Origin of the sequence: Streptomyces litmocidini, from assembly GCF_014649755.1 — a bacterium.
Taxonomy (GTDB): Bacteria; Actinomycetota; Actinomycetes; order Streptomycetales; family Streptomycetaceae; genus Streptomyces; species Streptomyces litmocidini.
This window is the reverse complement of the sequence record NZ_BMTQ01000001.1, coordinates 447,559-472,883: the sequence shown is the minus strand read 5'-3', so window position 1 is coordinate 472,883 and position 25,325 is coordinate 447,559. Positions and strand designations below refer to the sequence as shown.

The window sequence follows — 25,325 nt, the reverse complement described above, 5'->3', positions numbered from 1 at the left end:
GATAGCGACGGCGGGGCGGGGGGCGGGGAACGCCGGGGGCGGGCGGGGCGCTACTCGCACGTATCCTCAGAGCCGGGGTGAGGGGGCTCGAAGGACAGGGATCGCGGAGGTAACAGGTGGAGTTCAGGCTGCTCGGCTCCGTCGCGCTGGTGACGGAGGACAGGGACGTAGCCTTGGGGCCCGCCAAGCGGTCCAGTCTGCTGGCCATGCTGCTGTTGCGGCCCAACAGTGCCGTGAACGTCGGTCAGTTGATCGACGCCCTGTGGGAGGAGGAGCCGCCCACGCACGCCAAGACCGTCCTCCAGGGGCACGTCTCGCGGCTGCGGGCGCTGCTCGCCGAGCACGGGGCCGAGGCGTACGGGGTCGAGCTCGCGACGCAGGGGACCGCTTATGTGCTGCGGATGCCGGAGTCGCTCGTCGACGCCCACCGCTTCGAGGAGCTCGTCGGGCTCGCCGGGGTGCAGCGGCAGCCCGCCGACGCGGTGCGGATGCTGCGGGAGGCGCTGTCGTACTGGCAGGGGCCCGCGCTCACCGGCACCGTGCACAGCCGGCCCCTCGAAGCCGCCGCGAGCGGCCTGGAGGAGATGCGGCTCGCGTCGGTGGAGGCGCTGGCGGAGGCGTACGGGCAGCTCGGCGAGCACGGCAGGGCCGCCGCCGTCCTGCGCACCGAGGCCGTCGCCCACCCGCTGCGCGAGTCCCTGGCCGCCGCGCTGATGCTGGCGCTCGCCCGCTCCGGCCGGCAGTCGGACGCGATCGACTGGTACCACAGGACCCGCCGGCTGCTCGCCGAGGAGCTGGGCGTCGACCCCGGCGAGACCCTCGGCGAGGCGTACGCGACGCTGCTCCGCTCCGCCGGGCCCGTCTCCGTGCCCCGTCCCGCCGTCGAGGTCAGGACCCCGGCGCCGGAGGGCCTGCCGCGGGCGCCGCGCGGCTTCACCGGCCGCGGCGCCGAGCTGGCCGCGCTCGACCGTGCCGTGCGCGCCGGGGACGGTCCCGTCTGTCTCGTCACCGGGCCGGCCGGCGTCGGCAAGACCGCCTTCGCCGTCCACTGGGCCTACGAGCGGCGCACCGACTTCCCCGACGGGCGGCTCTTCGCCGACCTGCGCGGCTTCAGCGACACCCCGGCACCCGAGACGGCCGCCGTCCTGCGGGACTTCCTGCTCGCCCTCGGCGTCCCGCCGCAGCGGATCCCCGAGACCGTCGACGCGCGCGGGGCGCTGTTCCGCTCCCTCACCGCCGGACGCAGGCTGCTCGTCGTCCTCGACAACGCCCGCTCCTCCGAGCAGGTCCGGCCGCTGCTGCCCGGCGGCGACCACTGCGCCACCCTCGTCACCAGCCGCGACCGGCTCGGCGGCCTCGTCGCCTCCGACGCCGCCCGCCCCGTGCCGCTCGGGCACCTCGAGGCGGCCGCCTCGGCCGCCCTGCTCACGACCGTGCTCGGCGAGGAGCGGATCGCCGCCGAACCGGCCGCCGCCGGCCGGCTCGCCCGGCTCTGCGACGGCCTGCCGCTCGCGCTCCGGGTGACGGCGGCCCGCCTGGCCGAGCGGCCGCAGTGGACGCTCGACGCGATGGTCGGCGAACTCGCGGACGAACAGAGCCGGTTGGCGCTGCTCGACGTGGAGGACCGGGGCGTCTCCGCCGCGCTGCGCCTCACCGTGCAGCAGATCCCGGAGTCCGCCGCCCGGATGTTCCGCGCGATCGGTCTGCACACCGGGTCCGACCTGGACCGGTTCGCGGCGGGCGCGCTCGCCGGGACGACGCCCGGGCAGGCCTCCGCCGACCTGGACCGGCTCGCCGCCGCGCACCTGCTGACCGAGGCCGTTCCCGGCCGCTGGACGCCGCACGACCTGGTGCGCCTCTACGCGCGCCATCTCGCCCCGCAGGCCGACCCCGAGGGCCTGCCCCGGCTCCTCGACCACTACCTCTACACGGGCCTCGCGGCCGACGCCGCCGCCGAGCCCGGCTCGCAGCCCTGCTACTCGCTGCCCGCCGACGCCCGGCGGCCCGCCGCGACCAGGGAGTTCGAGGACCGCACGGCTGCGCTCGACTGGTACGCGGCCGAGCGGACCGCCCTGGAGGGCGCCGTCGCCGCCGCGGCCGCCCTCGGGATGCACGACCGGGCCTGGCGGCTCGCGCTCGTGCCGTGGCCGCTGATGCTCAGCCGCATCGGGGACGGCTGGACCCCGCTCCTGGAGGCCGGGCTCGCCTCGGCCGAGGCGATCGGCGACCTCGACGCGCAGTCGCGCGCGCGTGCCCTGCTCGGCTGGATCCTGCACGAGGAGGGCCGGAGCGCCGAGGCCCTGGTCCACCTGGAGAAGGCGCCCGGGTTGGCCGCCCGGGCCGGCGACCCGATCAGCGAGGCCATCGCGTACGTCAACCACGCCGCCGTCCTGGACGCGACCGGCGAGCACGAGCGGGCCGGGCTGCTCATGCTGCACGCCGTCGACCTCGCCGACCGCACCGGCCACCCCTCCACCCAGGTGCTGACCCTCCAGCACCTGGCGGGCCACTGCCTGAGGATGGAGGAGTACGAGGCGGCGCTCGCGCACACTCTTCGCGCCGGGGAACTGGTGTCTCCCGACGCGGTGGTCGTCCGGGCCTCGCTGCAGATCACCCGGGGCGAGGCGCTGGCCGGTATCGGTCGCTTGGAAGAGGCGGCTGACCAGCTGGAACGGGCGATCGCCGCGGCCGACGCGGCCGGTTTCACCGAGGGTTCGGCGCGGGCGGCGGAGCATCTCTCGCGGCTGACAGCGAATCGTTAGCGGTACGCAAGCGGGACGGCAGCGCCGACCGGGAAGCTGGATGCAGCACCGGGAGAACAGGCCGGTGCCGCGGGGCACACGCGTCGAGCGGGCGCCCCGACCGACCGCGTCAACGGGGGAGAACCACCATGCGCAACCACCGCAAGCACACCGTCCTGGCCGCCGCCGCCGTCGCCGCCCTCTCGCTGGGGCTGACCGCCTGCGGCGGCGGGGACGACGCCGCCGGCGCCAAGGACGCGGGGAGCGCGAGCTCCTCCCAGTCCACCGCCGGTACGGGGAGCAACGGCACGGCCGGCGGCGCCACGGCGGACCAGACCGCCACGAAGAGCGGCTCCGGTTCCACGGGCGGCTCGGCCACCGGCGGTTCCACGGCGGGCGGCTCCACCGGCTCCACCGGCGGCTCGAAGACCGGCTCCACCGGCTCCACCGGTTCCACCGGCGGGAAGAGCTCCGCCGAGGCCCCCGCCTGCGCCTACGGCGACATCAAGGTCACGGCGGCGAAGGCGGACGAGGTGCCGACCGAGCACATCACCCTCACCGCCACCAACACCTCCGGCCGCTCGTGCACCCTGCTGGAGTACCCGCTCATCGCCTTCGGCCCGATCCAGACCGCCAAGGACGTCCCGGCCGTCGCGAAGAGCAAGCCGGCCGCGCCGGTCGTCCTGAAGCCCGGCGCGCCCGCCTACGCGAACGTGCGGATCGCCCTCGGCGGCGCCCACGAGGACAACAAGGTCGTGAACGAGTTCAACGTGAACCTCTTCGCCGCCCAGGGCCCGGCCGAGGGCAGCATCGTGGTCAAGGCCCCCGCCGGCGGCCTGGCGGTCGACGAGGCCGCCGCGAAGACGGGTTACTGGACGTACGAGCTCCGCAACGGCGCCGACGAGTTCTGATCCGCCGTCGGGGGCTCCGGTCGCGGTGCGGGTGCCGATCCGCCGCCGGAGCCCCGGTCGCGGTGCGGGTGCCGGTTCGTGCCCGAGCCCAGGGCCGCGGTGCGGGTGCCGATCCGCGCCGGGTTCCGGTCACGGTACGAGGCCGGTCTTCGCGCCCGCCCCGCACAGCGGCACCACCGTGAGGCCGGGGCGGGGCGGGGCCGCGTTCACCGCGGCCCAGCAGGCCACGCCGGTCGCCTCGACGAACAGGCCCCGGCGGGCCAGGTCCCTTTGCGCCGTACGGATCTGGTCCTCCGTCACCGTCAGGAACGTGCCGCCCGTCGCGCGGACCGCCCGCAGGACCTGGCGGGCGCGCGGCGGAGCCGGGATCGCGATGCCCTCGGCGAGCGTGGGACGGGTGGCGGCCGGCCGGGTGAGGTCCTCCGCGCCCGCGTGGAAGGCCTCGGCCAGCGGGGACACGGCCGCCGCCTGGACGGCCACCAGGGCGGGCCGGGTGTCGACGAGGCCGTGGCGGTGCAGCTCGTCGAGGGCGAGGGCGGCGCCGAGGAGCAGGGTGCCGTTGCCGACGGGGACGACGATCGTGTCCGGGAGGCGCCCGCAGAGCTCCTCCCACAGCTCGTACACGTAGGTCTTGGTGCCGTGCAGGAAGTACGGGTTGTACACGTGCGAGGCGTAGAAGACGCCCGGCTCGTCGGCGGCCTCGCGCGCCGCCCGGGCCGTCGCCTCGCGGTCGCCGGGCACCTCGACGACCCGGGCCCCGTGGGCCCGGATCTGCTCCAGCTTCTTGGGGGACGTGCCCCCGGGGACGTACACGACGCAGTCGAGTCCGGCCCGCGCGCCGTACGCCGCGATCGCCGTGCCCGCGTTGCCGCTGCTGTCGGCGAGGACCGTGCGGGGCTCCAGCCGGCGGGCGTGCGCGGCGAGCATCACGGCGCCCCGGTCCTTGAAGGACAGGGTCGGCATGAGGAAGTCGAGTTTGGCCGAAACCGAGTCGGTGAGGCGGACGAGCGGTGTGCGGCCCTCCCCGAGGCTCACCTCGGGCCCGTACGGGAGCGGAGGCAGCGCCTCCGTGTAACGCCACAATGAATTCACGCGTGGGGCGAGTGACGGAAGGGAGACCGGCGCACTCGTGAACGCGAGGTCCCAGGGGCCGCGGCATCGCGGACAACACCAGGTGAGGGCGTCGGTGGGGGACTGGATCCGGCAGCGCGGGCACTCGTAGGCGATCATGCGGGACAGCATGTCAAGCCTGTGGCACGGGTGTTGCGGAGCGGCGGGGACCCTTGTGGGATTCCTATGGATCAGTCAATCTTTCGCTCGGCAGCCGGACGTTCGGGACGGTGCGGGCCTCCCGCACCGTATTGACATGTCCATGTCGTAACTACGTGTCGTGCTCCTGCCTTCCCCCCACGAGGAGGACCCCCACATGTCAGTGATGCGTACACCGCGCCGCCGGACGGCCACCGCCGCGGCCGTCGCCGTCGCCGCCCTCGCCCTCGGCTCCCTCACCGCCCTCCCGGCGGCCGCCGCGCCGACCGCCCCCGAAGGCGTCATCGAGAACGCCGGTGCCGAGGGCACCGTCCCGGGCAGCTACATCGTCACCCTCGACGAGTCCACGCAGGCGGAGACCGCCAAGGGCCGGGCCGTCGCCGCCAAGTTCGGCGCGAAGATCAAGCGGACCTACACCACGGCGGTCAACGGCTACTCCGTCGAGCTCTCCGAGGCGCAGGCGCGGAAGCTGGCGGCCGACCCGGCCGTGAAGTCCGTCGTCCAGAACCGCGTCTTCCACATCGACGGCACCCAGCCCTCCCCGCCGTCCTGGGGCCTGGACCGGATCGACCAGAAGGCCCTTCCGCTCAACCAGGGCTACACCTACCCGGACTCCGCGGGCCAGGGCGTCACGGCGTACATCATCGACACCGGCGTCCGCATCACCCACACCGACTTCGGCGGCCGCGCCTCCTACGGCTACGACGCCATCGACAACGACAACACCGCCCAGGACGGCCACGGCCACGGCACCCACGTCGCCGGCACCGTTGCGGGCACCTCGTACGGCGTCGCCAAGAAGGCGAAGATCGTCGGCGTCCGCGTCCTCGACAACTCCGGCTCCGGCACCACCGAGCAGGTCGTCGCGGGCATCGACTGGGTCACGCGGAACGCCGTCAAGCCGGCCGTCGCCAACATGAGCCTCGGCGGCGGCGTCGACTCCGTCCTCGACGACGCCGTCCGCAACTCGATCGCCTCCGGCATCACCTACGCGGTCGCCGCCGGCAACGAGACCGACAACGCCGCCAACCACTCGCCCGCGCGCGTGGCCGAGGCCATCACCGTCGGCGCCACCACGTCGAGCGACGCCAAGGCCGGCTACTCCAACTACGGCAGCGGCCTCGACCTCTTCGCCCCGGGCTCCTCCATCACCTCGTCCTGGGGCACCGGAGACACCGCCACCAACACCATCTCGGGTACGTCGATGGCGACCCCGCACGTCGCCGGCGCCGCCGCCCTCTACCTGGCGGACAACCCGACGGCGACCCCGGCGCAGGTCTCCACGGCCCTGACGGCCGCCGCCACCCCGAACGTCGTCACCAGCCCCGGCACCGGCTCCCCGAACAAGCTGCTCTACGTCGGCGGCGGCACCACCACCCCGCCGCCCACCGGCCCGAAGTTCGAGAACACCACGGACTACGCGATCAACGACAACGCGACCGTCGAGTCCCCGGTCACCGTCAGCGGCGTCACGGGCAACGCCCCCGCCACCCTCCAGGTGCCTGTGAACATCGTCCACACCTACATCGGTGACCTCCAGGTCCAGCTGATCGCCCCCGACGGCACGGCGTACACGCTGAAGGCCTTCGGCACCGGCGGCAGCGCGGACAACATCAACACCACGTACGCCGTGAACGCCTCCTCGGAGGTCGCCAACGGCACGTGGAAGCTGCGGGTCACGGACAACGCGACCTACGACACCGGGAAGATCGACTCCTGGGCCCTGCAGTTCTGAGCCCGGTCCCACCGGTGAGGGGGCGGCCGTCTCGTGACGGCCGCCCCTTCCGGCCGGGTCGCTCCCGCCCGCCGGGCCCCGCGTGGCCGTTCCCTCCGTCCCGCCGCGTACGATGCGCGCCCGAGCGTTTGTTCGCATCGCCCGTCCGCAACAGGAGCGCGTACTCGTGGAGCCGAGCCAGCCGACCCCGCCGACCCCACCTCCCGCGGGCGGCCCGCAGCCCGGGGGATGGCCCGCCCCCGGTCCGTACACCTCCCCGGGGATGCCGTACGCGGCCGGTCCCTACGGCGGCCCGCCCGGGGCGCCGGGAACCGTCCCGTACGGGCAGCCGCCCCGACGCTCCGCCAACGGGCTCGCCATCGGCTCCCTCGTCTCCGGCATCGTCTGCTGCCTCCCGCCCCTCGGTCTGGTCCTCGGCCTCGTCGCCCTCCCGCAGATCAGGAAGAAGGACCAGGCGGGCAAGGGGCTCGCGATCGCCGGCATCGCGCTCTCCGCCGTCAGCTCCCTGCTGGTGGTCGCCGGTCTCGCGAGCGGCGGCTTCAGCTCGGCGTGGGACGGCTTCCGGAAGGGTATGGACGAGGCCTCCCGCTCCAAGTCGCCCTTCTCGCTGCGCGCCGGGCAGTGCTTCGACGCCGACGGCGAGGTGGAGGAGTACGCGACGGACGTGAAGGTCGTCGACTGCGCCCGCCCGCACGACGCCGAGGTCACCGGCGACTTCAAGGTGACCGGGTTCGGCAAGTGGCCCGGCGAGGACTCGATCGACAAGCTCGCCCAGGCGCGCTGCGAGACGATCAACGCGGCCTACGCGATGGACACCTGGAAGATCCCCAAGGAGGTCTGGACCTACTACTACCTGCCGAGCAAGCAGAGTTGGCGCCTCGGCGACCGCACGGTGACCTGCGCGTTCGCCGACGAGAAGAAGCCGTTCACCGGCTCGGTGCGCTCCGACCGCCACACCTTGAACGCGGACCAGGTGTCCTTCCTGACGGCCGTCAACCCGATCGAGACGGCCGTCTACGGGGAGCCGGAGGACGACCCGGACGAGGACTTCGCCTCCAACAAGGAGTGGGCCGGGGAGGTGCTGAAGGCGATCGACGCGGCGCGTGCGGGCCTCAGGGGGCGCCGGTGGCCCGGCGCGTCCGGGACGGCGGTCGCGGCGCTCGGCAAGCAGCTCGACACCGCGTCGGAGCGCTGGGGAGAGCTGGCCGCGGTGCACGACGCGGACGCCTACTGGGAGGCGTACGAAGCCGCCTGGGACGTCCTTCCCGAGGACCTGGGCGCCGACGCGCGGACCGCGCTCGGACTGACGGGCACGCCGCCCGCGGGCGAGGGCGCCCAGGCCTGAGCCGGGCGCGTCCGCACGGGGCGGAACCAGGGGTTCGGGCGGCATCTCCCCGGGTGACCGCGGGCAACCGGGCTTTCATCACTTCGAGTGAAACTGTGGCCCATGCTTGCGGACGGCGACCCTCGGTTGTCACGCTGTAGCTGTCAGTCAACCTGAGGGGAGTGTCCAGTGACGTTCGGTGAGCAGCCCGCCTACCTTCGCGTGGCGAGCGATCTGCGGGAGAAGATCGCCAACGGCTCGCTTCCACCGCATACCCGCCTCCCCTCGCAGGCACGCATCCGCGAGGAGTACGGGGTGTCGGACACCGTCGCGCTGGAAGCCCGCAAGGTGCTCATGGCCGAGGGGCTCGTGGAGGGGCGGTCGGGCTCGGGGACCTATGTGCGCGAGCGTCCCGTGCCCCGGCGCATCGCCCGCTCCGGCTACCGTCCCGCGTCCGGCGCCAGCCCCTTCCGTCAGGAGCAGGCCGCCGAAGGGGCCCGCGGCACCTGGGAGTCGAGCAGCGAGCAGGAGCCGGCGAGCGTCGAGGTGGCCGAGCGGCTCGGCATCGAGCCGGGGGAGCGGGTGATGCGCACGCGGTACGTGTACCGGGACGGGGGCGAGCCCATGATGGTCTCCACCTCCTGGGAGCCCCTCGCCGTCACCGGCCGGACGCCCGTCATGCTGCCCGAGGAGGGCCCCCTGGGCGGCTGCGGCGTCGTCGAGCGGATGGCGGCCATCGACGTGGTCGTGGACAACGTGGTGGAGGAGGTGGGGGCCCGGCCCGGCCTCGCGGAGGAGCTCCTCGCCCTCGGCGGGGTGCCGGGGCACGTGGTCATGGTCGTGGAGCGCACGTACTACGCCTCGGGCCGTGCCGTGGAGACGGCCGACGTCGTCGTCCCGGCCGACCGCTACCGCCTCGCGTACCACCTGCCGGTGCGCTGACCCGCGCCGGTCGCCCGGGCGCCGGGATGACGGGCGGTCGGTTCCCGGGGGTGGTGGCGACGACGGGCCGACGACTCCCGTGGCCGGGCGGGGGCCCGCGGCTCCCGTGGCCGGGCGGAGGGGGTGGCCCGCCGGTCCCCGTGGCCGGGCCAAGGTGACGCGCACTCGGTTCCCGGTCCGCGCCGCGACGACAGGCCGTCAGCCGTGCGACTCCGTGGCCGCCGCGCCACCGCCGAGGCCCCGCGCCACCGCCGACGGCCGTCGCGAACCGTTCCTGCCGCGCTCCTTCCGTGGCCTCCCGTACGTCCGCCGCTGACGCGACGTCCGCTGTTGGTGGCGTGGCCGTCGCTGATGCGGCGTTCGGAACTGACGCGACGCCCGCCGCTGACGGCGTGGTCGTCGCTGATGCGGCATCCGGAACTGATGCGACGTCCGGTGCCGGTGCCGTGGCCCCCGGCGGTGCCGCGCCCCCGCCGGTGCCACGCCCGGTGTCGCTGGTGCTGCGGCCGTCGCCGGTGCCGCGCCGGTGCCGCCGACACCCCGTCCGCCGCTGCCGGCGCCGCGTTCGGTACCGCCGTCCCCGCGTTCGGTACCGCCGTCCCCGCGTCCGGCGCCGAGCACGGCGGCGTCGTCCGCCCCCGGCGGCGCCACTCGCGCCCCACCGTGTCGCCCGCCCCGATGCCGGCGCCGGTCGTTTCGATGCCGGTGCGGGCCGTCCTGATGCCGGTGACGGCCGTCCCCGGCGTGGTGCCCAGAGTGCGGCCTTCGGCCGCCCTCCGTCGGTTCCCGGCCGATCCATGCCTCTTTGTGAAAACCCGTATCCGCTGCGTGAAGGTCAGGCGTAAGCTCCGGCATATGCGGATTGCGGTTTCCCGGGGATCCTCAGTGGCGCCCGGACCGGCGGAGGGAGAAGCCTGATGACCGACAGCGGCCCCGTCCTTCCCTGGCTCGTCATACGGCAGGACGACAACGGCAACCGTTACCGGGTGGGGCGGTACGCGACCAGGGACGAAGCCCAGAAGATCGCGGACAGCCTCGACGACCGCGGGCACAAGCAGCTCTACTGGGTCGAGCGCATCGGCAGTCCCGCCCTCTGACCCCGGCGGGCGCCGACCGGGCCGGGCTACGCTCGCGCCCATGACGGAACGCACCACCGAACCCGCCGTGCCCCACGAGCACCACCACGACGCCGGCCCCGGCCAGGGAGCCGGCGTCGTGGTCGTCGTCGCGGGCGCCCTGTACGACCGGGGGCGGCTGCTCGCCGCGCGCCGCAGTGCCCCCGTCGAGCTCGCCGGGCGCTGGGAACTGCCCGGCGGCAAGCTCGAACCGGGCGAGACCCCGGAAGAGGCCCTGGTCCGCGAACTCCGCGAGGAGCTCGGCGTCGAGGTCGAGCCGGGCGAGCGCCTCCCCGGCGAGTGGCCGCTGAAGCCCGGATACGTCCTGAAGGTGTGGACCGCCCGGCTGCTCTCCGGCGAACCGCGTCCCCTGGAGGACCACGACGAACTGCGCTGGCTCGCGCGGGGCGAGCTGGACTCGGTCGACTGGCTCGACCAGGACCGCCCCGCCGTAGCCGAGGCCGCGCTGAGGCTGCCGGCGACTCCCCTCGGTGGAGCGCGCGACTGAGCCCTACGCCGTTCGTGCCACCGTGCGCCTGCTGACGCTCCCAGCGGGATATCCCGTCCCAAATAGCGGGTATGTCCCAAATAACCCCTTGGGAGGGGGCAGGGACCTTCCCGCTGACGCACGGCTGGGGAAGTGATCGGGTGTGATCGACACCGACGGCGACCGCGCGGAGTGGAACTTCCCTGCGGAGGCGAACGCCGTGCGCACGGCCCGCCACGCGGTGCGCGAGACCCTGCGTGCCTGGGAGCTCGACAAGGCCCTCGGTGATGTGACCGTCCTGCTGGTCAGCGAGCTGGTGACCAACTCGCTGCGGTACGCCTCCGGCCCCATCGGCGTCCGGCTCGTCCGCCCCCGCGAGGGCGGCGCCGACCCGGCGCGGCCGCCGGCGCTCCTGGTGGAGGTCTCCGATCCGCTTCCGGATCCGCCGACCGAGCGGGCCCCGGGGCCCGAGGACGAAGGGGGTCGAGGCCTCGCGCTCGTGGCCTGTTCCGCCCGCCGCTGGGGAACCCGTAGAGGAAGGACCGGCAAAACCGTATGGTTCGAGCTGGCTCTCCCTGGTGAGTAAACAGGGTGGGACAACGATCACCGCTACTCGACCAGGGACGAACGAGACCACCCTGTGATCGTGAGCGTCGTGCCGTCGGGGCCTGCCGTATTGAATACTGCGGGCATGGCCGATCCGGTGCGGTGAGCTGGAGGGGACGGTCGCGTGAGCGAGATACCTGAGACGGCGAGCGGCGGCGTCGTGTGGCAGAGCAGCCCGCCCGGCTCCATCTATGACTACATCCGGGTGGCGTCCTTCTCGATCGGGCCCGACGGCCTCGTCGAGCAGTGGAGCCGAAGGGCCGTGGACCTCTTCGGAGTCACCGCGGAGGAGGCCAGGGGCAAGGACCCCGTCGAGGCCTTCATGCCCGCCGACCTGCGCGAGCGCGGCCACCGACGGGTCAAGGAGATCCTCGACGGCAAGGAGTGGACGGGCCTCGTCCCCTTCCGTGTGCCCGGCGAGGACCGGCCCCGGGGCATCGCCGAGATGTACGTCATGCCGAGCGAGACCCAGACCGGGGAGCGGGCCGCGCTCTGCATCGTCGTCGATGTGCGCGCCCTGCGCCGCATCGAGACCGACCTCGCCGCCTCCCAGGCGATATTCGGCCAATCCCCCTTCGGTTTCCTCCTCTTCGGCACCGACCTCACCGTGAAGCGGGCCAACCGGCGCTTCGCCACCGTCTTCGGCGGCGAGGCCGACGACCACCGGGGCCGGACCGTCCACGACTACCTGGGCCGCGCCGAGGCCGACCGGATGACCGCCGCCCTCCGGAAGGTCCTGGAGACGGGCGAGTCCGTCACCGACTTCCGGATCGTCGGCGCCGCGCCCGGTGCCAAGGACCGCCGGCACTGGTCCATCAACCTCTACCGCGTGCACAGCGGCTCCGGCCGCCCGATCGGGGTGGCCGGACTCGGCATCGACGTCACCCGCCGGCACAACGCCGCCAGGGAGGCCGCCAGTGCCCGCCGCAACCTCGCCCTGCTCAACGAGGCCGGCTCCCGCATCGGCAACTCCCTCGACCTGGAGGCCACCGCCCGCGAGCTCCTCGACGTCGCCGTCCCCGGCTTCTGCGACCTCGCCTCCGTCGACCTCTACCAAGGACTCCTCACCGGCGACGAGGCACCGCCCGGCCGCTGGGGGAACTCCCACGACGTCGGCTACGGCGCGGGCAGCGCCGAACTCCGCAGGGTCGCCTTCGCCAGCGCCGTCTCCGACACCCCCCTCAGGACCGACGAGGGGCACGGGCCGGACGGCGGCTGTTGCGGGCCCGTGCCCATCGAGGTCGGGGCCGTCCACCGCTACCCGTTCAACTCGCCCTGCGCAGGAGCCCTGCGCACCGGACGCGTCCGGACGGTCCTGGGCTCCGACGGAGACCTCGTCCGGTCCACCCTGGTCGTCCCGATGACCGCCCACGACACCGTCGTCGGCCTCGTCCAGTTCTCCCGCACCAAGGGCAGCGAGCCCTTCGGGGAGCGCGACCGGGCCCTCGCCGTCGAACTCGCCGCCCGCGCCGCCGTCTGCATCGACAACGCGCGCCTCTACCGCCGCGAGCACGAGCGGGCCCTCATCCTCCAGCGCAGCCTGCTCCCGCCCGGCGACCCCGAGGCCGCGGGACTCGACATCGCCTGCCGCTACCTCCCCGGCACCACCGCCACCGAGGTCGGCGGCGACTGGTTCGACGTCATCGAACTCCCCGGCCACCGCACCGCCCTCGTCATCGGCGACGTCATGGGCCGCGGCCTGCGCGCCGCCGTCGCCATGGGCGAACTCCGCACCGCCGTCCGCACCCTCGCCCAGCTCGACCTGGAGCCCGCCGAAGTCCTCTCCCACCTCGACGAGATCGCCCGCGGCCTGGGCGCCCCCATCGGGGCCCAGCAGTCCCGCGCCCACAAGAACCGGGGGCCCGAACTCTCCGAGGTCTACCTCGCCACCTGCGTCTACGCCGTCTACGACCCGGTCACCCGCCGCTGCACCTTCGCCAACGCCGGACACCTCCCGCCGGTGCTCGTCGAACCCGGCGAGGAGGCCGTGCTCCTCGACGTGCCCCCCGGCATGCCGCTCGGCGTGGGCGGGGAACCCTTCGAGGAGGTCGAGGTGGAACTGCCCGAGGGCGCCCTCCTCGCCCTCTACACCGACGGGCTCGTCGAGTCCCGCGAGCACCCCCTTGAGGAAGGCCTCCAGGCCTTCCGGCGCGCCCTCACCGATCCGGCCCGCCCCCTGGAGGACGTCTGCGACCGGGTCCTCACCAGCCTGAACACCGGTCACGGCGAGGACGACATCGCGCTCCTCATGGCCAGGATCCAGGGGCTGCCCAGCGAGGCGGTCGGCGACTGGCAGTTGCCCAGGGAACCCCGCTCGGTCGGCCGGGCCCGCGAACTCGCCCGCGCCCAGCTCGCGGCCTGGGACCTCGAACCGCTCGTCGACACCGTCGAACTCCTCGTCAGCGAACTCGTCACCAACGCCCTGCGCTACGGCGAGGGCGAGATCCGGCTGCGCCTGCTGCGCGACCGCACCCTCGTCTGCGAGGTCTGGGACTCCGGCCTGGTCCAGCCGCGGCGCCGCCGGGCCCGGGACACCGACGAGGGCGGCCGCGGCCTCCAGCTCGTCGGGCTGCTCTCCTCCTCCTGGGGCTCCCGCCGCACCCCGCGCGGCAAGACCGTCTGGTTCGAACTGGCCCTGCCGGACGGCGAGGGAGCGGCGGAGCCCACGGTGGAGCAGCTCCTCAGCATGTTCTGAGCGGTTCGGACCGGGCGTCAGGCCTTGAGCGCGGCCGGCCGAGCCTCGATCTCGGCGCTGTCGCCGAGCGCGTCCAGCTGCTCGAACCGGGCGTCCGGTGAGGAGGCGGCCGGCTCCTGCCTGCCCAGCGCCTTCGCCTCCTCCCCGCGCACCTTGTCCTCGGAGCGGCTCGGCTCGCTCGACGGATCGAGCACGTCGACGCTCTTCACGGCGTCCGTCATCAGGTTCTGCGCCCGGGCCGACTTCGCGCGGGCCACCAGCTCGTCCCGCTCGGCCCGCAGCTCGCCCAGCTTCGCCCTCGTACCGTCGAGCCCCGTCCTGAGCTTCTCCACGGCGTCGGTCTGCGCGGCGATCGTCGGCTCCGCCGTCCGCGCCTCCTTCTCCGACTGGAGCTGGCGTCCCAGCGCGACCTTCGCCGGCTGGGCGACCCGGCCGAGGACGGTCTGCCTGCTGCTCATGCTCGTTCTCCTTGCGTACGAGGGGATGGGGACGGCCCACCGAGGGGAGAGGACGGCCCACGAGGGGACGGGGCGGCCCACGGGGAGCCGGCGCGGCCCACGGGGAACAGGCGCGGCCCTCCTCAGAAGCGGCCCCCGCCGCCCAGTCGGCCGCGCGTGCCCCCGCCGCCCAGTCGGCCGCGCGTGCCGCTGCCGCCGAAGCTGCCGGGCCCGCCGCCGAAGCCGCCGCCGCCGAAGCCGCCCCCTCCTCCCCTGTCGGACCCGCCGCCGAACAGGCCGCCGAGGACGATGCCGCCGAGCACCGCGCCCCCGAGACCGCCGCCACCGCTTCCCCCCACCCCCGTCACGCCGCCCAGGCCGTTCGGATTCCCGTACGTGCGGACGTCCTGTTCGGCGAGGTCCTGGGCGTGCCGGGCCAGCGCGTCCGCCTGCCGCGCCTCCGCGAGGGCCGCCCGAGGATCGTCGGCGTCGGCGAGCGACCGCGCCTCCTCCCAGCGGCGCCGGGCCTCGGCGAGGCGCGTACGGGCCTCGCTGCCCACCGCGCCCCGGTGCGTGGTGACGTAGTCGGACGCCGCCCCGATCGACGAACGGGCCGTCAGCATCACCTGGTCGAGGAGCACGCGCGCGCGTCGCGCCCCCGACTCGCGCTCCATCGCCTCGTCGAGCACCGCGTCGGCCTCCTCGACCCGGCGCAGGGCGTCGATCGGGTCGTACCGCCCGGCGTCCACCCCGCGCCGCACCTCGGCGACCACCGACTCGGCGCGGGCGATCCGGCCCCGGAGACCGGCCGTGGACACCCCCTCGGCGGTTCCGTCCGACAGCCCGCGGGCCTCCGCGAGGTCCGCGTCCGTCTCCGCGAGGGCGCTCGCCAGCTTCCCCACCGCCTCGGCCAGGTCCCGCGCCCGCCGGTCCACGGCCTCGGTCAGCCGGGCCGCCTGGTCCACGGCGCCCTCGGCGGCCCGGATGTGCACGGCGGCCCCGCCGTTGTCACCGGCGTCGATCCGCTGACGGGCCTGGTCGACGTGGGTCGTCGCGAACACCAGCCGGTCCTTCGCCTGCTCGACGTCACCGGCGACGGGGGCGGCCGCCGTCTCGGCGTACCGCTCGCGCATCGCGGTCAGCGTCGCCTCGGCCGTCCCGATCCGCCCGGTCTGTTCGCGGAAGGCCGCCTCCACGGCGGCCAGCGCCTCCGGGGCCGTGCGCTCCAGGGCCCGGAGCCGGTCGAAGTCCTCCGTCTCGGCGTCGAGGCGCGCGTTCGCCCCGGCGCAGCGGCGGAGGATCTCGTCCAGCACGGCCCGGCGGGTCGGGTCGTCCTCGGGGAAGGAGTCGTCGAGCTTCTGCCGCAGCCGGAACGAGGCCGTCAGCTGCTCCTCGGCGAAGTCGACGGCCTCGGTGAAGGGGCGCACCGCCTCCTCGCCGAACTGGGCGGAGGCGAAGCCGAGTTCCTCCCGGCTGGTGCGGACGGCGTCGTCGGTGGCGACCAGCGTCCGGCGGGCCTCCCCGTCCAGCTCGTCCAGGGACGGCGCCGTCTCCTTCGGAGGGCCCCAGCCCTGCCCGCCCCGTGGCGTGGTGCGGGTCTCGGCGCGCCGCCGCCGCTTGGTGTACGCGTAGGCCGCCACGGCGCCCGCGCCGCCGACGAGGACCAGGGGCAGGACGAGGTCGGTCGCCGAGGTGCCGTCGTCAGCCGCGGCGCCGGGGTCGGCGGGGTCGGGGGTGAGCGTCGGGACGGGGACGGGGGCGGGTCGGCCGGCGAGGACGGCGGCGTAGCCGTTCGCCGCGCCGACGGCGGCGCCGGCCCGGTCGTTCCGCCTCAGGACCGGTCCGATCGCGGTCCGCGCGACCTCGTCGAGCTGGGCCCGGGTGAAGCGGGAGCCGGGGTCGGCCGAGTAGCCGTACCGCCGGTCGTGGGTGGCGGCGGCGAGCAGGACGTCGTCGGGGCCGAGCCCGTTGCGCTCGGCGGTGGCGTCGGCCCGCTCCCGGCCCGGGCGTCCGGAGAAGTCCCGTGCGTAGACGGCGAAGAGCTGGACGCGCCGGTCGTCGTAGAGCCGGTCGAGAACCCGGACCGCGGGGGCGCGGCGGTCGCCGAGGGCGCCGGCCCGGTCGGTGACCTGTCCGTCCCGGGACAGGACGACGGGGTCGTCGGCGTGGGCGCCGTGTACGGCGGGCACGAGGAGCCACCACGCCGCCACCAGCACCGCGACAAGGGCTCGGGTGGCTGTTCGTGTCACAAGGGGGAGGTTATGTCCGGGTATGTGCGCTCGCGACCCGGCCGGTCCCGGCGCCCGCGGCCGGAACGACGCCGGAACCCGCGGCCGGAACGACGCCTGAACCCGGGGCCGGAGCGGTCCGGGAACCCGCGGCCGGATCCGTGGCGTCCGGAAACCGTTGCGTTCGTCCGAGCGTCACTGTCAGTAGCCGCCGCTACGGTGGTTCCAGTGACGCGACGGCTCTCGGGGGGCTCGGGTGGACGGACGACTGAGGCGTGTGTGGAGGCGGGGACGCCGGTTCGTCCTGGGTCTCGTCCTGCTGCTCGTGGTGCCACCGCTCTTCGGGGCCCTGGCCCTGCGCGTCAGCTACACGGGCGACCTGGAGGAGGGGACGAGGACCCGCGGCAAGGACGCCTTCTGGATCGGGCACGCCTGGGTCGACGGGCGGAAGAAGGACGCCGACCTCGCGGCCCTCGCCGCGCGGCTGAAGGACAGCGGGATACGCGACCTGTACGTGCACGCCGGGCCCCTGGAGCACGACGGCACCCTGCCGAGGGCGAGGTACCCGCGTGCCCGGTGGTTGATCGACGGGGTGCACCGCGCGATGCCCGGGATACGGGTCCAGGCATGGCTGGGCGACGTCCTGGCCACCGAGGGGCCCGTGGGGCTGCGCCTGGAGGACGCCGGGTCGCGCCGCGCCGTGGTGGGCTCGGCCCGGCAGGTGCTCGACGCGGGCTTCGACGGGGTCCACTTCGACCTGGAGCCGCTGCACTCCGACGACCGGGACTACCTCTCCCTCCTCGACGGCCTCGGAGAGCTGACCCGGGCCCGCGAGGTCCCGCTCTCGGTCGCCGCCCACCAGATCGATCCGCTGCCGGGCGCCCACGCGGTGAACGGCGCGCTGAGCGGCAGCGAGAAGTGGTGGTCGCAGGAGTTCTTCGGCGAGGTGGCCCGGCGCGTCGACCAGATCGCCGTCATGTCGTACGACACCTGGATGCCGCTGGAGAGCCTCTACGGCGGGTACGTCGCCCAGCAGACGGCCCTCGCCCTGGAGGTGACCCCCGGGACGACCGACCTGCTGGTGGGGCTCCCCTTCTTCCACGAGGACGACCTCGGTCACCACGAGAACGCGGAGACGGTCGCCGCGGCCGTCAAGGGGGCGAGACTCGGCCTCGGCCGCACCGACCCCGGCCGCGAGCGGTTCGGGCTCGCCCTGTACGTCGACTTCGCGGCGCGGGAGGGGGACTGGGCGGCCTACCGCGCGGGCTGGCTCTGACCCGGAGGGGCGAGGAGGGGGGTCCGGGCGCCGGCAGGGGAGGGGGCTGAGGAGGAGGGGGCCGTGCGGCCCCGGAGGCGGGCCGCCGGGCGAGGGGGAGTACGCCGTGACCAGCCGTCTGCTGATGCCGGTCCGCACCGTCCGCACGGCCCGTGCCGAGGGCGCGGAAGCGTCCGCGCGGGAGGTGCCCGGGTCCACCCGGCCCACTCCGGTCCTGGACCTGGAGCATCCGCTCGTGACCGCGCTCGTGGCCCGGGTGTGGCGCGAGTCCGAGGCGCGGGGGGCGGTCACCGACCGGGCCCGGCTCCAGGTGGCGCACGGCATCCTCGTCACCGCCGTGCGGCCGGTGTACTCCGTGGAGGACCGGCGCCGGGTGTCGCGCACGCTGCGCCTCGGGCGCGGCTCGTGCAGCCAGCGGATGGCGGCCCTGGAGGCGGTGGCCCGGTCCCTCGGCGTGGAGACCCGGGTGCGCGGCCTGCTCGTCGACGGCACCTTCTGGTACCCGAGGTTCCCGAAGCTCCGCGCGTTCGTCCCGGAAGAGGTCCTGCTGGCCTGGCCGGAGTTCCGCCTCGCCGGGTCGGCGGGCACCGGCACGGCCTGGGTGCCGATCGCCGAGCTGTTCACCGGTCCCGGGCGGGGCGGGCACGGCGGCGGGTTCACCAACGTGGGGGCGGAGACGCTCTTCGAGGCCGTCGCCCGGACCGCCGTCGACTGGGACGCGCCGGCCGCCTGCGCCGGCCCGGCCCCCTGCGACCTCTCCGCCCACCTCCGTACGGACCTCGGCCGCTTCTCCTCGCGCGACGAACTGTTCGACCTCCACGGGCAGACCCTGTGCCGCCCCGCCCGCACCCTCGCCGAGCCGGTCCTCGGCCGCTGGAGCGCGGGCGCGGCGGTCTGAAGGCGGGCCGGGGCCTCGGCCCTCCCGCCGCCCGATCGTCCTCCCGAGCCGGACCAGCGGGTCGTACTTCCGGTCCACGATCCGCTCCTTGAGCGGGCTCGGGGCGTTGCCGGTGATCCGGACGGACTCCGGGCAGGCCTCGGTGCAGCACGTGGTGGTGGTGCAGTGGCCGAGGCCGTGCTCCTCCCGCGCGGCCCGCCGCCGGTCGGGCCCGGCCTCCTCCGCCGCGTCCGGGGGGGCGTGTCGAGCCCCGCGATCCGCATGAGGAAGCGGGGCCCGGCGAAGGCCTCCTTGTTCTCCTCGTGGTCCCGCACCACATGACGGGTGTCCTGGCACGGGAAGCACCCGATGCGCTTCCGGACCTCCTGCGAGCGGTCGACGTCCTCCTGTTCCCTCCGGTACTCACCGGGGCCGAGCCCGGCGGGCGGGACGAACGCGGGGACCTCCCGGGCCTTCGCGTAGGGGAGGGAGACCAGGGCCTCCCCGGCTCTACGGCGCGTGGCGGTCGCGTGCTCCCAGGCCCTCGTCGTCGACGTCGGTCCACTGTCCGGAGTCGTACGGGGCGTCGGGGACGGTCACCATGCTCGCGGTGCGGCCGGAGGCGGGCGCGGGAGGCGCGACCTGCCCGGTCCCGATGCGGCGTTCCAGCTCTTCGACCGTGTGTTCCAGGTCCTGCAGGCGGCGCTTGACGGCCGCCAGATCGTCCTGAACGGACATGGTTGCCCTCACCTTCGTGAGTGCCGCGCGTCACATTCCGCTCGGGAAGTCGTGTGCCCGGGTGGTTGGGCCGCACGAGTGGGGTTTGCCGGTCGCGCCGCCGTGTCGCCGTGGCCGAATCCGGTCCGTCCTTTTCAGTGTATGAGCAATAGGTCTGATCATCTCCAAATGGAATAAATCTGGACGAAGGGGTACAAGTCATGTCCCAGATCGGCGCCCCTCGCGGGAGGACATGCTCCAGGAGCCCCCGCTCCCGCACGCTCCGCTCCGTCGCGACCCTGACCAGCGCGGTCCTCGCCGTCACCGTCCTCGCCGGCTGCAGCTCCGGCGACGAGGCCGACGAGGCACCCGTCGCGGCCCAGGACAACGCGCCCGCGGCACGCGACCGGGTCGCCGACGGCGGCACCCTCCGCTGGGCGGTCGACGCGCTGCCCACCACGCTCAACGCCTTCCAGGCCGACGCCGACGGCACCACCTCGCGCATCGCCGGAGCCGTGCTCCCCTCCCTGTACACGCTCGACGAGCGCGGCCGCCCGCGGATCGACCCCGACTACCTGGAGTCCGCGCAGGTCATCGAGACCGAGCCCAAGCAGGTCGTCCTCTACAAACTCAACCAGCAGGCGGTGTGGAGCGACGGCCGCGAGATCGGCGCCCCGGACTTCGTGGCCCAGTGGCGCGCGCTGAGCGGCCGCGACACCGCGTACTGGACCGCCCGCAACTCCGGCTACGAGCGGATCGAGAAGATCGAGCGGGGCAAGAACGACCTGGAGGTGCGGGTCACCTTCGCCAAGCCCTACGCCGACTGGCAGTCCCTCTTCACGCCCCTCTACCCCAAGCAGGTGATGGGCTCTCCGAACTCCTTCAACGACGGGGCGCGCACCACCCTCAAGGCCACCGCAGGACCGTTCCTGCTCAAGGGGATCGACCGGAAGGGCGGCGACGTCACCCTCACCCGCAACCCCCGCTGGTGGGGGCAGCAGGCCAAGCTCGACAGCCTCGTCCTGAAGGCCGTCCCCCGCGCGGACCGGGCCGACGCGCTCGCCGCGGGCGGCCTCGACCTGGCCGAGATCGACCGGTCCACCGCCGAGCGGATCTCCCTCGCCCTCCGGGACGCCCGCACCGGCCGGAACGGCGCCCAGGCCGCCCCCGCCCACGGTCCCGGCGCCGCGATCACCCCCTCCAAGGCTTTGCGGTCCTGGGCCCTCGCCCACGGCTCCGACGACGAGAAGGCGGCGGAGGTCAAGGCCGCCCGCAAGAAGAACCAGGAGGCGGTCGACCGGTACGCGCGCGCCCAGGACGCCCTGGCGAAGTACGTGGTCCGCAAGTCCCTGGAGCCCGCCTACACCCAGCTCTCGCTGAACGGCGAGTCCGGCCCGCTGGCCGACGAGCGGGTCCGGCGCGCGGTGGCCCGCGCCATCAACCGCCAGGAACTGGCCGAATCCGTACTGAAGCCGCTCGGTCTCCCCGCCAAGCCCCCCGGCAGCCACCTCGCCCTCGCGGGCCAGGCGGCGTACGCGGACAGCAGCGACGCCCTCGGCGAGCAGGACACCAAGGAGGCGCAGGCGCTCCTCGCCGACGCGGGCTGGGTCCCGGGCGGCGCGCTCCGGAAGCCCGCCGGCACCAAGGCGGGCAGCGAGTCGGAGGAGGAGGCCGGGAAGAAGAAGGAGAAGGAGAAGGAGAAGAGGGAGAAGGAGAAGGACGAGGGCGCCACCGACGCCAAGAAGAGGAACGACGACACCGCCTCCGACGAGGGCCTCTACATCGTCGGAGACGACAAGCCCGGCGACCGCCGGGCCGCCCCCGTCGTCGGCGCGAACGGCCCCGGGAACGGCACCGGCACCCTCGCCCCGGCCTCCGACGCCGCCCGCCGGAGCGCCGCGCTCCTCGCCCGCGCCGAGGCCCTCGACACCGGGACCGGCGCCGGCGCGCGCGCCGCCGGGCCGGACCACGGCATGGCCGGCGCCTACGCCCCGCGTGGCACCGCCGCCCCCGTGACCGCCCCCGACGCCGCCAAGGCGCTCGGCAAGGACGGCAAGGCCCTCAGCCTCCGTTTCGTCCTGCCGTCCGGGCCCGGATCCGAGTCGCTGCGGGCGGTCGGGGACCGGATCGTCCGGATGCTCGACGCGGTCGGGATCCGCACCGAGGTCACCAAGGTCTCCGACGAGAGCTTCTTCAAGGACCACGTGGCCTCGGGCGACTACGACCTGGCCCTCTACTCCTGGCCGGCCTCCGCCTTCCCGGCCACCGACGCCCGCCCGATCTTCGCCAAGCCCGAGCCGGCCTCGGACGGTTCGCTCCTCGTCGAGCAGAACTACTCCCGGGTCGGCACCGACCGCATCGACCAACTGTTCGACCAGGCGGCGGGGACGCTCGACGAGGAGGAGGCCCGCGAGCTGGTGCGCCAGGCCGACGCCCGGATCTGGGCCGCGGCCGGATCCATTCCCCTCTACCAGCGTCCGCAGCTCGTCGCCGCCAGGGCCGATCTCGTGAACGCCGGGGCCTGGGGGCTCGCCACTCCCCGCTACCAGGACATCGGCTTCAAGAAGCCCGCCTCCTCCGGCGGCGCCGAACGAAACCGCTGAAACCTCCGAAACCGCTGGTCACAATCTCAGAAGCTGCTCAAGTTCCTTGCCCGCCGGTGATCCCGGCGGGCAGGATCGCGTCGACCCTTTGACCCGGTCGCACAACCTCCCCGCACGGCCCCCCACACCCTTGAAAACCCTCAGGACTACCACTCGGATCTCAGCCGGGGAAGCCCCTTGCACGGCAGCCCCGTACCATGGGACTTAGCCGTGGCGCGTCCGCCCGGCGGGCGTAAGAGGAACTGACGCCGCATCCCACGATCCGAGAGAAGCGCAAGCACCCATGCCCACGCGCCACGACATCCGTAACGTCGCCATCGTCGCCCACGTCGACCACGGCAAGACGACCATCGTCGACGCCATGCTCAAGCAGGCCGGTGCCTTCGCCGCCCACCAGCAGCTCGACGACCGCATGATGGACTCGAACGACCTGGAGCGTGAGAAGGGCATCACGATCCTCGCCAAGAACACGGCGGTGAAGTACCACCCCAAGGACGGCGGGGCCCCGATCACCATCAACATCATCGACACCCCCGGCCACGCCGACTTCGGTGGCGAGGTCGAGCGCGGCCTGTCGATGGTGGACGCGGTCGTCCTCCTGGTGGACGCCTCCGAGGGTCCGCTCCCGCAGACCCGTTTCGTGCTGCGCAAGGCCCTCCAGCAGCGCAAGCCCGTCATCCTCTGCATCAACAAGACGGACCGCCCGGACTCCCGGATCGACGAGGTCGTCAACGAGACCTACGACCTCTTCCTCGACCTGGACGCGGACGAGGACCAGATCGAGTTCCCGATCGTCTACGCCTGCGGCCGCGACGGCATCGCCTCGCTGACCAAGCCCGCGGACGGCACGGTCCCGCAGGACTCCGACAGCCTGGAGCCGTTCTTCTCCACCATCCTGGAGCACGTCCCGGCCCCGTCGTACGACGAGGAGGCGCCGCTCCAGGCCCACGTCACCAACCTCGACGCCGACAACTTCCTCGGCCGCATCGCGCTGCTCCGCGTCGAGCAGGGCGAGCTGCGCAAGGGCCAGACGGTCGCGTGGATCAAGCGGGACGGCACGATCTCCAACGTCCGCATCACCGAGCTGATGATGACCGAGGCGCTCACCCGCAAGCCGGCCGAGGTCGCCGGCCCCGGTGACATCTGCGCCGTCGCCGGCATCCCCGACATCATGATCGGCGAGACCCTGGCCGACCCGGAGAACCCGATCGCGCTGCCGCTGATCACGGTCGACCAGCCGGCCATCTCCATGACCATCGGCACCAACACCTCGCCGCTCGTCGGCCGCGGCGGCACCGGCAAGGGCGCCGACGCGAAGGCGGCCGTGAAGGACCGCAAGGTCACCGCCCGCCAGGTGAAGGACCGCCTGGACCGCGAGCTCATCGGCAACGTCTCGCTCCGCGTCCTCGACACCGAGCGCCCGGACGCCTGGGAGGTCCAGGGCCGTGGTGAGCTCGCGCTCGCCATCCTGGTCGAGCAGATGCGCCGCGAGGGCTTCGAGCTCACCATCGGCAAGCCGCAGGTCGTCACCAAGGAGGTCGACGGCAAGATCCACGAGCCCGTCGAGCGCCTCACGGTCGACGTCCCCGAGGAGCACATGGGCGCGGTCACGCAGCTCATGGGCGTCCGCAAGGGCCGCATGGACAACATGTCGAACCACGGCTCCGGCTGGGTCCGCATGGAGTTCGTCGTTCCGTCCCGCGGCCTCATCGGCTTCCGTACGGAGTTCCTCACCAACACCCGCGGCACGGGCATCGCCCACTCGATCCACGAGGGCCACGAGCCGTGGTTCGGCACCCTGACGACCCGTAACAACGGCTCGCTGGTCGCCGACCGCGCGGGTGCGGTCACCGCCTTCGCGATGACCAACCTCCAGGAGCGCGGCGTCCTCTTCGTGGACCCGGGCACCGAGGTCTACGAGGGCATGATCGTCGGCGAGAACTCCCGCTCCGACGACATGGACGTGAACATCACCAAGGAGAAGAAGCTCACCAACATGCGCTCCTCCTCCGCCGACTCCTTCGAGGCGATCGTCCCGCCGCGCAAGCTCTCGCTGGAGCAGTCGCTGGAGTTCTGCCGCGACGACGAGTGCGTCGAGGTCACCCCGGAGGCCGTGCGCATCCGCAAGGTCGTCCTGGACCAGAAGGAGCGCGGTCGTACCGCCTCCCGCGCCAAGAACGGCTGAGCCTGCCGAACGCACCGCACGCCCGACCGGGGTCTCCCGGTCGGGCGTGCGGCGTTGTGGACGGTGCGCGTCCCCGGGGTCGGCCGGGTCAGCAGTACCGCTTGGCGTACGAGGCGAGGCTGCCGGCCGGGACGGAGGTGCCGCAGCGCAGACCGCCCTCGGTGGTGACGGTGAAGCTGACGGCCTTGCCGTAGTTGCCCGTGTTCACCCAGCGGGTGCCGCGGTCGCAGCGGAACTGGGTGTAGTAGCCCTGGGTCCTGGTCGTGCCCGCGTACAGGACGTACTTGCCGCGCTGGGTCAGGCGGTGGGTGATGGACTCGGTCCGGGTGTTGGTCCGCGAGCCCTCGGCCTTGAGCTCGAGGCCCACCTTTCCGCCGAGGCTGACCAGGGCGACGTTGCCGCTGACCTCGGCGCCCGCGGTGGCGGTGACGGAGGCCGTGAGGGTGGTGACGACCTGCGCGCTGACGGTCTTGGTGATCGTGCCGCCGGTGTAGTGCTCGATGGCCCTGCGGTGAGTGATGGTCGGGGTCTTGCTCACCGTGGACCAGGTGTACTTCACGGACCCCGGGTTGCACATCATCTCCGCGGCCTGTGCGTTGCCGGCGGGCAGCAGCGCCAGAGTGGCCGCCGAGAGGCAGGTGGTCATGAGTCCTGCCGTGAGCTTGTCGCGCATGGGTTCCCCTCCGTTGTGCCGCATGGTCAGTGCGGCGAACGCGGCCCGCGGTCAGCGGGACGACCAGGAGTCTTGCGGGCCACGGCTGCGGGAGAGAAGGGATTTGAGTAACTTCTGAGCATGACAGGGGACTTGAGGGGCGGGTTCCGTTTCCCGGTGCCGTGCGGACGGGCTGCACCGCGGATCCGGCCGAGTCAAGCTCTTATCGCTGCGAGATGTCCGATTTCCGGACGTCGCTCTCCGGAGTGTGTGTTAACGGTCCGTTTCGGGGGTGTCTGTCTGGGATCGCTTTGTCCGGATTTCGGTCTTGGCGGCCCTCTTGATGTTGTCAAAACGAGACCACTTAACTGTGGTTTACAGCTCTGACGTACTTAATAGTTGGCTCCATTGAGCTCGGGTCAATGGGTCACGCACTGTGGGGAGTGTCGACTCACGAGCACACTCGGGGTACGTGAGTCATCACCGGCAGGGGTGCCGGTGAACCTCTTGAAGTGCCCCTCTTGT

The 25,325-nt window shown here is 73.6% G+C and carries 17 protein-coding genes and 2 pseudogenes; 13 read left to right on the top strand and 6 right to left on the bottom strand.

Annotation, left to right across the window (positions count from 1 at the left end):
- The first annotated feature begins 116 nt into the window (after positions 1-116).
- Complete coding sequence (locus IE180_RS02090; RefSeq protein WP_190154978.1) at positions 117-2,762, top strand: AfsR/SARP family transcriptional regulator; 2,646 nt, start codon at positions 117-119, stop codon at positions 2,760-2,762.
- Between the two features lie 128 nt (positions 2,763-2,890).
- Entirely contained in the window at positions 2,891-3,652 is a 762-nt protein-coding gene (locus IE180_RS02085) for a DUF4232 domain-containing protein (protein WP_190154977.1), read from the top strand.
- A gap of 129 nt (positions 3,653-3,781) precedes the next feature.
- Here IE180_RS02085 and IE180_RS02080 read toward each other — a convergent pair whose 3' ends face one another.
- Positions 3,782-4,894 (bottom strand): threonine synthase, encoded by a 1,113-nt coding sequence (locus IE180_RS02080; RefSeq protein ID WP_190154976.1) that lies wholly within the window; start codon positions 4,892-4,894, stop codon positions 3,782-3,784.
- A 184-nt stretch (positions 4,895-5,078) separates the two neighbouring features.
- Here IE180_RS02080 and IE180_RS02075 point away from each other — a divergent pair, with 184 nt between their 5' ends.
- The 7 genes from IE180_RS02075 to IE180_RS02045 all read left to right on the top strand — a co-directional run bounded on the left by IE180_RS02075 (position 5,079) and on the right by IE180_RS02045 (position 13,825).
- A complete protein-coding gene (locus tag IE180_RS02075) occupies positions 5,079-6,656 on the top strand; it encodes a S8 family peptidase (RefSeq protein WP_190154975.1) in 1,578 nt (525 codons plus the stop codon).
- Between the two features lie 166 nt (positions 6,657-6,822).
- Positions 6,823-8,001: a DUF4190 domain-containing protein gene (locus IE180_RS02070; RefSeq protein WP_190154974.1), complete on the top strand. Its 1,179-nt coding sequence runs from the start codon at positions 6,823-6,825 to the stop codon at positions 7,999-8,001.
- A gap of 168 nt (positions 8,002-8,169) precedes the next feature.
- Positions 8,170-8,922: a GntR family transcriptional regulator gene (locus tag IE180_RS02065; RefSeq protein ID WP_190154973.1), complete on the top strand. Its 753-nt coding sequence runs from the start codon at positions 8,170-8,172 to the stop codon at positions 8,920-8,922.
- Positions 8,923-9,839: 917 nt separating this feature from the next.
- Positions 9,840-10,019, top strand: a complete 180-nt coding sequence (locus IE180_RS02060; RefSeq protein ID WP_190154972.1) for an SPOR domain-containing protein — start codon at positions 9,840-9,842, stop codon at positions 10,017-10,019.
- Positions 10,020-10,059: 40 nt separating this feature from the next.
- On the top strand, positions 10,060-10,545 hold the full coding sequence (locus tag IE180_RS02055) for a (deoxy)nucleoside triphosphate pyrophosphohydrolase (protein ID WP_229860244.1): 486 nt from the start codon (positions 10,060-10,062) through the stop codon (positions 10,543-10,545).
- 142 nt (positions 10,546-10,687) lie between these two features.
- Complete coding sequence (locus IE180_RS02050; protein WP_190154971.1) at positions 10,688-11,110, top strand: ATP-binding protein; 423 nt, start codon at positions 10,688-10,690, stop codon at positions 11,108-11,110.
- A 144-nt stretch (positions 11,111-11,254) separates the two neighbouring features.
- On the top strand, positions 11,255-13,825 hold the full coding sequence (locus IE180_RS02045) for a SpoIIE family protein phosphatase (protein WP_190154970.1): 2,571 nt from the start codon (positions 11,255-11,257) through the stop codon (positions 13,823-13,825).
- A gap of 17 nt (positions 13,826-13,842) precedes the next feature.
- Here the strand turns inward: IE180_RS02045 and IE180_RS02040 are convergent.
- Together IE180_RS02040 and IE180_RS02035 are read right to left on the bottom strand one after the other, a co-directional pair.
- A pseudogene (locus IE180_RS02040) lies at positions 13,843-14,241 on the bottom strand (PspA/IM30 family protein); the annotation flags it as partial.
- 164 nt (positions 14,242-14,405) lie between these two features.
- A complete protein-coding gene (locus tag IE180_RS02035) occupies positions 14,406-16,511 on the bottom strand; it encodes a TPM domain-containing protein (RefSeq protein WP_190154968.1) in 2,106 nt (701 codons plus the stop codon).
- A 256-nt stretch (positions 16,512-16,767) separates the two neighbouring features.
- On the opposite strand from IE180_RS02035, the gene IE180_RS02030 reads away from it, so the two are divergent.
- Positions 16,768-17,766 carry a glycoside hydrolase family 18 protein gene (locus tag IE180_RS02030; RefSeq protein WP_373302640.1) on the top strand — a complete coding sequence of 333 codons (999 nt, stop codon included), beginning with the start codon at positions 16,768-16,770 and terminating at the stop codon, positions 17,764-17,766.
- Positions 17,767-17,872: 106 nt separating this feature from the next.
- Positions 17,873-18,664 (top strand): transglutaminase domain-containing protein, encoded by a 792-nt coding sequence (locus IE180_RS02025; RefSeq protein WP_229860243.1) that lies wholly within the window; start codon positions 17,873-17,875, stop codon positions 18,662-18,664.
- Between the two features lie 24 nt (positions 18,665-18,688).
- On the opposite strand, the pseudogene IE180_RS36115 reads toward IE180_RS02025, so the two are convergent.
- Positions 18,689-19,137, bottom strand: a pseudogene (locus tag IE180_RS36115) (succinate dehydrogenase/fumarate reductase iron-sulfur subunit); the annotation flags it as partial.
- Between the two features lie 16 nt (positions 19,138-19,153).
- The gene (locus IE180_RS02020; RefSeq protein ID WP_190154967.1) at positions 19,154-19,381 is read right to left on the bottom strand and encodes an Rv0250c family protein; all 228 of its coding nucleotides are present in this window, start codon (positions 19,379-19,381) and stop codon (positions 19,154-19,156) included.
- Positions 19,382-19,581: 200 nt separating this feature from the next.
- Here IE180_RS02020 and IE180_RS02015 point away from each other — a divergent pair, with 200 nt between their 5' ends.
- Positions 19,582-21,963 carry an ABC transporter family substrate-binding protein gene (locus IE180_RS02015; RefSeq protein ID WP_190154966.1) on the top strand — a complete coding sequence of 794 codons (2,382 nt, stop codon included), beginning with the start codon at positions 19,582-19,584 and terminating at the stop codon, positions 21,961-21,963.
- A gap of 283 nt (positions 21,964-22,246) precedes the next feature.
- Complete coding sequence (gene typA, locus IE180_RS02010; protein WP_190154965.1) at positions 22,247-24,148, top strand: translational GTPase TypA; 1,902 nt, start codon at positions 22,247-22,249, stop codon at positions 24,146-24,148.
- 88 nt (positions 24,149-24,236) lie between these two features.
- Here typA and IE180_RS02005 read toward each other — a convergent pair whose 3' ends face one another.
- Positions 24,237-24,821 carry a hypothetical protein gene (locus tag IE180_RS02005; protein WP_190154964.1) on the bottom strand — a complete coding sequence of 195 codons (585 nt, stop codon included), beginning with the start codon at positions 24,819-24,821 and terminating at the stop codon, positions 24,237-24,239.
- Positions 24,822-25,325 lie beyond the last annotated feature (504 nt).